This window comes from Bacteroidota bacterium, from assembly GCA_039111535.1.
In the GTDB taxonomy this organism is placed as follows: domain Bacteria; phylum Bacteroidota; class Rhodothermia; order Rhodothermales; family JAHQVL01; genus JBCCIM01.
In genome coordinates this window covers 1-7,940 of sequence record JBCCIM010000246.1, presented here as the reverse complement: position 1 = coordinate 7,940, position 7,940 = coordinate 1, and the positions used below count along the sequence as shown (strand labels likewise).

The following is a 7,940-nucleotide window of genomic DNA, read 5'->3' as shown; positions in this document are numbered from 1 at the left end:
CAACTTTTTGCAATATATAATTTTTAAGAAGTTGCCAACAAAACAATTTCGACTTATTTTTCCGTTATTTTGGCGACAGGTGCAGTATAATAAAACTTTTTTTAATACTATGCACAAAAAGTTTGTAGTAAACAGCACTTCCTTACTTTCTAATAAAAAAAGGGGGGAAATGTGGACATTACTTTGAAGCTCTTTTTAGTTACGAAACGCAGGCAGAAGCTTTTGGCGACGCTGCTGTGCTTAACATGGAAACGTACGCCTGGATGCTTATTCCCGGCGCGACATGGCAATACCCACTGGGTCCTGAAGGATTCAAAGCTGAAGATGACCACCCTGTAACGCAAGTCTCATACAACGATGCTGCAGCGTATGCAGCCTGGGCCGGCAAACGCCTGCCTACAGAAATCGAATGGGAGCACGCTGCTCGCGGTGCTGAATCCGCACCCCACCAGTACGCCTGGGGGAATGTGTTGTATGCAGATGGTCAGGCAAAGGCCAATACCTGGGAAGGGACTTTCCCGGTACACAACTCCGGCGAAGATGGATTCCTCTTTACCTCTCCCGTTGGCGCATTTGGAAAAACACCTTTGGGTCTTACTGACATGGGCGGCAATGTTTGGGAATGGACAGATAGTTGGTATCTGCCGTATGACGAACGGGAAGCCGCCTTTACACCTTCGGCGCAGAGTGAGCGGGTGCAACGTGGAGGGTCTTTTCTCTGTAATCCGGGCTACTGCCACGGATATCGGGTTTCAGCGCGGAGCCACTCCACACCTGAGTCTTCGTTGTTTCACGTAGGATTCCGTACCGTCAAGGATATTTAGTTGTTCGCGTAGTGCTGGCCCACCTGGCCAGAGCAATTACCTTCGTTTAACGATCTTAGCCATGCATTACCTCCCGCTTTTGCTGCGGCGTGGACTGTTGGTGAGTTGTTTCTTTCTCCTGGGATGCAAAGCCGCTCCCAAACCAGATCGTGTACCCAATATTATCATCATTTTGGCAGATGATATGGGATATTCAGATGTGGGCAGTTTCGGCGGTGAGATTGAAACGCCTTATCTCGATATGCTCGCATCACGCGGACTCCGGTTTACCCAATTCTACAATGCTGCCCGCTGTTGTCCGACCCGAGCATCTTTGCTGACTGGCCGGTACCCACACCAAGCCGGCATGGGGGGGATGGTGAGTAGCCTGGATAGCGAACCAACACCCGGGCCGTATCAAGGCTACCTGGATGAGCGTGTGGCTACGCTGGCCGAGCGATTAAAAGCGGCCAATTATAAGACCTATCTTTCTGGCAAATGGCACGTGGGCGAAAAAGCAGTGCATTGGCCACGGCAACGAGGATTTGATCGCTATTTTGGGTTAATCAGCGGCGCAAGCAGCTATTTCGAAGTCATCAAAGACCAGCCGAGGGTACGGCAGATGGTGCTTGATGATACCCCCTGGGAGCCGCCGGCAGATGGATTTTACATGACGGATGCCATCGCAGATTACGCAACCCGGTTTATCGAAGAGCATGTGGCCACGCACACACGCCGTACCCCTTTCTTCCTGTACGTGCCGTTTACTGCGCCACACTGGCCCCTGCATGCGTTTGAATCGGATATTGTGCGGTATGAAGGGGTCTATGATGTGGGATGGGATTCGATCCGTGTAGCACGCTACGACCGGCTTGTTGCATCCGGCATTATCGATGGCCGATGGGCGTTGCCATCCCGGCCGGCATCCATCCCGGCCTGGGAAGATGTGGAAGACAAAGAAGAATGGAGCCGGCGGATGGCTGTTTATGCGGCAATGGTCGACCGTATGGACCAGGGCATCGGCAGAATTCTCTCGGTACTCGACGAAACGAGCACGATCCGTAATACACTAATTATCTTTTTGTCAGATAACGGCGGCTCCGCAGAGGGCGTAGCAGGCCGAAATCTACACGATGAAAATAGCCGTATAGGGGAACGCGATTCTTACGCAGCGTATCGTGAACCCTGGGCATTTGTATCAAACACGCCGTTCCGACAATACAAAGCCTGGACGCATGAAGGGGGCATCGCCACCCCCATGATTGTCTACTGGATGAGAGGCATCCAGGAACCTGGCAGGATTGTTCACCAGCCAGGGCACCTGATCGACCTGATGAGCACCAGCCTCGAGCTTGCAGGCATAGCGCCGACAGATAGCCTGCCGGGCATCAGTTTAGTGCCACATTTTGAAGGAGAAACACCAGCCGGCCATGATGGCCTCTACTGGGAGCACCAGGGGGCACAGGCTGTCCGGCAGGGCCCCTGGAAGCTAGTCAAGGGACGCAATACTGATACCTGGGAATTGTACAACCTGGCGGCAGACCGCAATGAACGTTACAACGTAGCCGGCCAATATCCTGAACTTGTCAAGAAAATGGACGCGGATTGGCAAGAGTGGGCAACAATCACAGGTGTATTTGAACGACCTTGACCTATTCGTAAATAGAATTTAACGACCAAACAGATACAGCTGAAGCATCAACCGCACCCTCATTTGCCCAGAGCTCGAGGGCATGCGTTTCTTCCTCGGGGAAGATCCTGTCTGTAATTGAAACAAGTCCGCCATCGGCCAGCACTTCTACTGAAGAACGATCCACAAATACGTGTAAGGATAGGGTGCCATCGGCAAGTTTGAGGGGTGCTTCGTGGATTGCTGCAAAGTCTTCGTGGAAGTCTGAGATACCCGACTGGGTTCTGTCAACGTAGATGACCTCGCGTGCGGCATCATAACCAATTAGCGTTTTCTTGTCACCATCTCCATGCCTGATTGTGAGTCCAGCTGCTGTTGCATCGTTTAATTGCAGCGTACCGCTGAATTCGAGCAACTCCGCTTCAGCTCCTGGAATTACAGCTTCGCTGGTGATACGCATACTTTCATCAGCCACGAGGGCATCGCTTCGTAAACCCTGTAATTCGCGGACAGCGCGTTGCGTGAGTCGGAGACCGTCGGGTGTGTTTCGCAATTGTAACGTACGCGGCAGGCTTTGGGCGCTTCGCCAGGGCGACGTTGGAATGTCTTGCGCATATTGCCAGTTGTTCATCCATGCGAGGAAAATACGCCGGCCATCAGCTTCGGGGATATCTGCCCAGGATACGCCTGCATAGAAGTCTGCGCCATAGTCTACCCAGAGGGTCAGGTCATCCGGATTATCATTGGTGAAGGTTGTGCCGTCGAACGTACCGACAAAATACTGCCCGCCAGAACCGCCGGCAATTGCGCCACTGCCGATGTCAACTTCCAGTACCCATCTGGAGCCAGCTTCGCCCTCGATAGGGAGCTCAAATAGGTCCGGGCATTCCCAGATACCATCGGTAGAGCCTGCCGGCCCAAAATCGCTCAGGAACGTCCACGCTTTAAGGTCTGGGGATGCGTACAACTGCACTTTGTATTCTCGGGGCAAAGCAACGACCATAATCCAGCGATCTGTATCATCATGCCAGAAAACTTTTGGGTCGCGGAAATCCTTCATGTTTAAGTCGATGACCGGATTGTCCGCATACTTGGTCCAGTTGCGCCCGTTGTCTGTACTATAAGCGATGTGCTGGGTTTGTCGCACGTTTTCTTCGTGCCCGGTGTATATGGCAACCATCGGCGGGTTATCCGGCGTTCCGAAACCGCTGGTATTCTGGTGGTCAACTACAGCGCTTCCAGAGAAAATCATAACGCCGTCTTCCTCATAAAGTGCAACGGGTAGATGCTCCCAATTCACCAGGTCCGGGCTTACGGCATGCCCCCAGCTCATGTGGCCCCATTTTTCGCCAAAGGGGTTGTATTGGTAGAAGAGATGGTATTCGCCGGCATGATAAACCATGCCATTGGGATCGTTCATCCAGTTCTTGGCTGGTGAAAAATGAAACTGCGGCCGGCTGGGTTCATCAAAAGCGCGCGTTTCATCCGCATTCGGGGCTTCATCGGTAGCGCAGCCCACAAGGGGCACAAGCAAACACACAAAAAGGATGCGTAGAACATTTGCAGCTATTGGCGTAAGATCAAATAAGCTCCGTGATACTTGCATGAGCGGGTAAAAGATTAATTAATAAAGGGTCACATGGCGTGAATATGAGAGACACACGCATAATATTGATCTGTCTGGTTATTGTCCACTTTTGGGCAATAGTAGCCCATGCCCAGCAGCTTACGGTCACAATGGTTATTGATGGGGACAAGCTTGTCCTTTCAGACGGTAGCAAAGTAAGGTTGGCTGGTATTGATGCACCCGAAGTGCATCCCTCAGAAAAACTGACGCGGGATGCCCTGGCCAGTGGAAAAAGTGCGGACCGGGTTATGCACCAGGGGCGGCAGGCTGCGGCCCATCTCTCAGCAATGGCCGGGGGGCAAATAGTGCGTGTGGTGTGGGTTGCACAAATGGGCTTCGAGGCGTACAAGCCGGCCATGGTGTATGTAACCGGGGAGCAAGGAAAAATTCGCTATGGACTCAACCAGAAAATGGTCGAAGAGGGGTTTGCTGTTGCAGAAGCTGATGGCAAACTGCTCTCGACGCAAGGATATCCGGCGCTGGAAGCAAAGGCGCGTTCTGAGAAAAGGGGACTATGGGTTACGAGTAATATCTTTATTGCGCCGCGTGCTGTGAAAACAGAAAAAGCGGATCCGTTTACCATGTCGGGCAAATGTATGCGCGATGCTGCCTGCGTATGGGTAAGCGTTGGAGAAATTGACCAGAGCCTGGGGATGTGGAAATCGAAGCCAGGGAAAAGATGCGCGTGCGCGTTACAGTAGGAGAGGTGTGTGTAACTTGAAAATGCGCCGGGAATTCCGTTTATTGTTCGGACTTATGCGTCCTCTCGCGCTATAAAGCGTCTAGAAGTGCTTTCTAGAAGAGGTGCGAGACGGAGGCCATACCCACCATGTAGGCCTCCGTCCTCCTTAGAAGTGCTTGACTAAAACAAATACAAATCGCGTACCAAACTTTAGATCTTTCTTATTTTCTGCTCAAATTAGCTGTAAAGCACCTTCTTAATTGGCATTAGAGCAGAAGTTGTGGTAATTCTTTCCCTTTGAGACCAACCTGAGACCAACCTTTGTTCTCGAAATGATATTTTTCGAGATGAGACAGCAAATTCAATATCGATTGAGATTGAATGCGTGTACCAGGGCTCAGGGATTTGAATCTTCGCCTTCGCCGTTAGACATTTCCAGCGCTTTCAGGTAGGCAGCGAGCAGGGCATAGGCCGGGTAGCGCGCCGTCTCGCTAATGTATCGTTCCGCAATTTTGACGCCGGCACGGTAAACCCCTTTCGATGAGTAGAGTACAGACCACAGCCAGCCTTTAGATTCGACGGTTTTCTGTACGGTGGCCTGCAACAGGGCGTGATCTTCCTGCGTGGCACGCTTGAATTCGATGTGGGCTTTCCCTGTCTGGAATAATATGGTATACCAGGGGTCGCCGGAGTCGGGATCGCTCGTAAATTGACAGCGCTCCGGTTCCAGCAGAGACCATTTGCCTAACAAGTCTGCCAGCTTCATACTGATAGGTTGCGGCCTGGGATATTGTGTAGGCCGATCGTTCATTTTATTCGATTGAGGTGCCAGCTCACTTTCAATCTATGGGGTAGAAAACTTGGCTGGCTCAGATCTTACTTTAAGGCGTTTCTTGCAGGCAAGGGTAAACCTGGACGCCGGGCACTATTTCTTAAAAAAGCATCTAAAAATTAAAATAGCTTCTAACCACGGTCGCCACAGTTTGAGGCATTGACAGAATATGAAAGGCCTTCCAGCAGATTAAAACGGCTGATGATGGGCGCTTGCAGAAAGGAACAAGAAGAAGTATAGAGAAGGTGGATACCAAAATAGAAAAAGCCCAAGGTCTTACGGGACCATGGGCTTTTTCTATAGACACTCAATCAAACTCGAGGATGCACAAGTATACGACCTCACCGGGCACCAAGTGTCGCGCAAATGTTACAGAGTCGTAGTAAAACGGTAATGAATCGATTACTTCATTATGGCGTGCTCCATTTCCTGCTTTGCGGCTACAATCACAAAGATGGCAATGAAGATGAGCATCCATTGTCCGGTAAACATACCATAGCCGGCCATGATGACAGCAACACCCTGTCCGATGACGCCGGCAATCTGTGTGGCGCGGCTATACCCCATTTTTTGAGCGAGGCCGGCGCGTAGTACACGGCCGCCATCCATGGGAAAAGCCGGAATCATGTTAAATCCAACCATGACAAGGTTAAACCAGATCAACATGCCTATAATATTTGTCGGAGCAGCTGCAAGGGTTTCCACGGCTACGTCACCGCTGAAGAATCCACTAATCATGTATAAAATACCCGCTATGGCAAGATTGACGGCAGGACCGGCGAGGGCAATCCACAGTTCTTGCATCGGTTCTTTGGGCATCTTTGCGAGCCTGGCAACGCCGCCGATAGGGTAGAGGGTAATATCAAGTGTTTTAATGTCGTATCTGCGTGCCATAAGGGCATGGCCGTATTCATGCAGCACTACGCAGAGAAAAACGGTACTCAGTAATGCAATGCCGGCCGCCGCTATCAGCAGGGAAGCTGTCTGATAGAGATAAAAGAGAAAAAGCCCCCCCAACATGAGGGAGAATGTCCAGTGCAAATTTACATCGATCCCTGAAAAAGTACCTACGCGAAAAGATCTTTTCATGACTTATGGCAAGTTGAATTGATACCATATAATGCGTATTGCAGCAAAGAAAGTTTCATCTGTTTTTTCTACCTTATCCGCAGCATACCCAAACCAGCTGCCTGTTGCAATGAATATTGCTGAGTTTAAATCTTCTTTTTCAAGAGGCACGGCCCCTGGCGGATTGCCCAATACGCTACAGGCTTTGTGGAAAGCACACCAGGGAGATTGGCATGGTGCGCATGCGCTTGTGGAAGATGATCCTGGTGAAGATGCTGCGTGGGTACATGCTTACCTGCATCGTGTTGAAGGGGATGAGTGGAATGCTGGCTATTGGTATAGAAGGGCCGGCAAGAAATTACCGCAACAATCATTGGAAGCAGAGTGGGAGGCTATTGTCGTAGAATTGTTGGTTCACTTGACGTGATTCTGTAGTTTCGTTTTGTCGTGGTTTCGTTTTGTCGTGGTTTCGTTTTGTCGTGGTTTCGTTTTGTCGTGGTTTCGTTTTGTCGTGGTTTCGTTTTGTCGTGGTTTCGTTTTGTCGTGGTTTCGTTTTGTTGTGATTTCGGTTTGTTGTGATTTCGGTTTGTTGTGATTTCGGTTTGTTGTGATTTCGGTTATTGGTGCGTGCATTTCTTGGTGGGCGGAATTCATTCTTTATAAAACCCGAAAACCCGAAAACCCGAAAACCCGAAAACCCGAAAACCCGAAAACCCGAAAACCCGAAAACCCGAAAACCCGAAAACCCGAACTAGCGTGCGGTTTTGAGTACGAGGATGGCCTGATCTTTTACTACCTCGGCCAGGCCCGCGCTGCGTTCATGTTCTTTTGCGGCTTTCAGGGTTTTTTCCAGCTCTTCAACAGCCGGCGAGTAGGCATAGCTTTTTCTGCGTTGTATCAAGAGATTAAACCCCTGGTAAGTGCCTTTCTGCTCTGGCTCATCCATCAGCGCATCCAGTAAATAGGGCTTCAGGTGGTCCAGTTCTTCCTGTAATTCTGAAATCTGGGCTTTGATTTCGATATACCGATCGAGCATTGACGCATCATCGAGGGCACGTAACATGGCAGCTTGTATTGGTTCTGAGAAGTCTCACACCTGCACGTTGGGCAGGCGATTGGCATTCCAACGCACTCGGGGAGCGGAGGATGCACTACAGGTATAGACGTATGTTATTTGGACGCAGTAACCTGTTGTTTTGCTGCCGGCAACAGGGTGTCGATGATTTTCTTGCGTTGGTGTGGGTTGAGCTGCGGAACGTTCTTTTGCGGCGGGACCTGCTTGGGTACGTTTGTCTTCT

At 50.5% G+C, this 7,940-nt stretch carries 8 protein-coding genes; 4 read left to right on the top strand and 4 right to left on the bottom strand.

The features are described 5' to 3' along the window. Positions 1 to 245 precede the first annotated feature (245 nt). Both AAF564_24375 and AAF564_24370 read left to right on the top strand, forming a co-directional pair. Positions 246 to 824 (top strand): SUMF1/EgtB/PvdO family nonheme iron enzyme, encoded by a 579-nt coding sequence (locus AAF564_24375; GenBank protein ID MEM8488705.1) that lies wholly within the window; start codon positions 246 to 248, stop codon positions 822 to 824. Positions 825 to 885: 61 nt separating this feature from the next. Beyond that, on the top strand, positions 886 to 2,454 hold the full coding sequence (locus AAF564_24370) for an arylsulfatase (GenBank protein ID MEM8488704.1): 1,569 nt from the start codon (positions 886 to 888) through the stop codon (positions 2,452 to 2,454). Between the two features lies 1 nt (position 2,455). On the opposite strand, the gene AAF564_24365 is transcribed toward AAF564_24370, so the two are convergent. Beyond that, entirely contained in the window at positions 2,456 to 4,039 is a 1,584-nt protein-coding gene (locus tag AAF564_24365; GenBank protein ID MEM8488703.1) for a glycoside hydrolase family 32 protein, read from the bottom strand. Between the two features lie 44 nt (positions 4,040 to 4,083). On the opposite strand from AAF564_24365, the gene AAF564_24360 reads away from it, so the two are divergent. Beyond that, positions 4,084 to 4,761 (top strand): thermonuclease family protein, encoded by a 678-nt coding sequence (locus AAF564_24360; GenBank protein ID MEM8488702.1) that lies wholly within the window; start codon positions 4,084 to 4,086, stop codon positions 4,759 to 4,761. A gap of 378 nt (positions 4,762 to 5,139) precedes the next feature. Here AAF564_24360 and AAF564_24355 read toward each other — a convergent pair whose 3' ends face one another. Together AAF564_24355 and AAF564_24350 are read right to left on the bottom strand one after the other, a co-directional pair. Continuing rightward, positions 5,140 to 5,508, bottom strand: coding sequence for a hypothetical protein (locus tag AAF564_24355; GenBank protein ID MEM8488701.1), 369 nt, complete (start codon positions 5,506 to 5,508; stop codon positions 5,140 to 5,142). Positions 5,509 to 5,976: 468 nt separating this feature from the next. Then, the gene (locus tag AAF564_24350) at positions 5,977 to 6,663 is read right to left on the bottom strand and encodes a site-2 protease family protein (protein ID MEM8488700.1); all 687 of its coding nucleotides are present in this window, start codon (positions 6,661 to 6,663) and stop codon (positions 5,977 to 5,979) included. A 109-nt stretch (positions 6,664 to 6,772) separates the two neighbouring features. On the opposite strand from AAF564_24350, the gene AAF564_24345 reads away from it, so the two are divergent. Further along, positions 6,773 to 7,069: a hypothetical protein gene (locus AAF564_24345; protein ID MEM8488699.1), complete on the top strand. Its 297-nt coding sequence runs from the start codon at positions 6,773 to 6,775 to the stop codon at positions 7,067 to 7,069. 324 nt (positions 7,070 to 7,393) lie between these two features. On the opposite strand, the gene AAF564_24340 is transcribed toward AAF564_24345, so the two are convergent. Then, positions 7,394 to 7,705, bottom strand: a complete 312-nt coding sequence (locus AAF564_24340) for a hypothetical protein (protein ID MEM8488698.1) — start codon at positions 7,703 to 7,705, stop codon at positions 7,394 to 7,396. Positions 7,706 to 7,940: the final 235 nt, after the last annotated feature.

Bases quoted from the DNA above. Each gene is read 5' to 3' on its own strand.
- AAF564_24375 (MEM8488705.1), top strand. From the start codon at position 246: ATGGAAACGTACGCCTGGATGCTTATTCCCGGCGCGACATGGCAATAC.
- AAF564_24370 (MEM8488704.1), top strand. From the start codon at position 886: ATGCATTACCTCCCGCTTTTGCTGCGGCGTGGACTGTTGGTGAGTTGT.
- AAF564_24365 (MEM8488703.1), bottom strand. From the start codon at position 4,039: ATGCAAGTATCACGGAGCTTATTTGATCTTACGCCAATAGCTGCAAAT.
- AAF564_24360 (MEM8488702.1), top strand. From the start codon at position 4,084: ATGAGAGACACACGCATAATATTGATCTGTCTGGTTATTGTCCACTTT.
- AAF564_24355 (MEM8488701.1), bottom strand. From the start codon at position 5,508: ATGAAGCTGGCAGACTTGTTAGGCAAATGGTCTCTGCTGGAACCGGAG.
- AAF564_24350 (MEM8488700.1), bottom strand. From the start codon at position 6,663: ATGAAAAGATCTTTTCGCGTAGGTACTTTTTCAGGGATCGATGTAAAT.
- AAF564_24345 (MEM8488699.1), top strand. From the start codon at position 6,773: ATGAATATTGCTGAGTTTAAATCTTCTTTTTCAAGAGGCACGGCCCCT.
- AAF564_24340 (MEM8488698.1), bottom strand. From the start codon at position 7,705: ATGTTACGTGCCCTCGATGATGCGTCAATGCTCGATCGGTATATCGAA.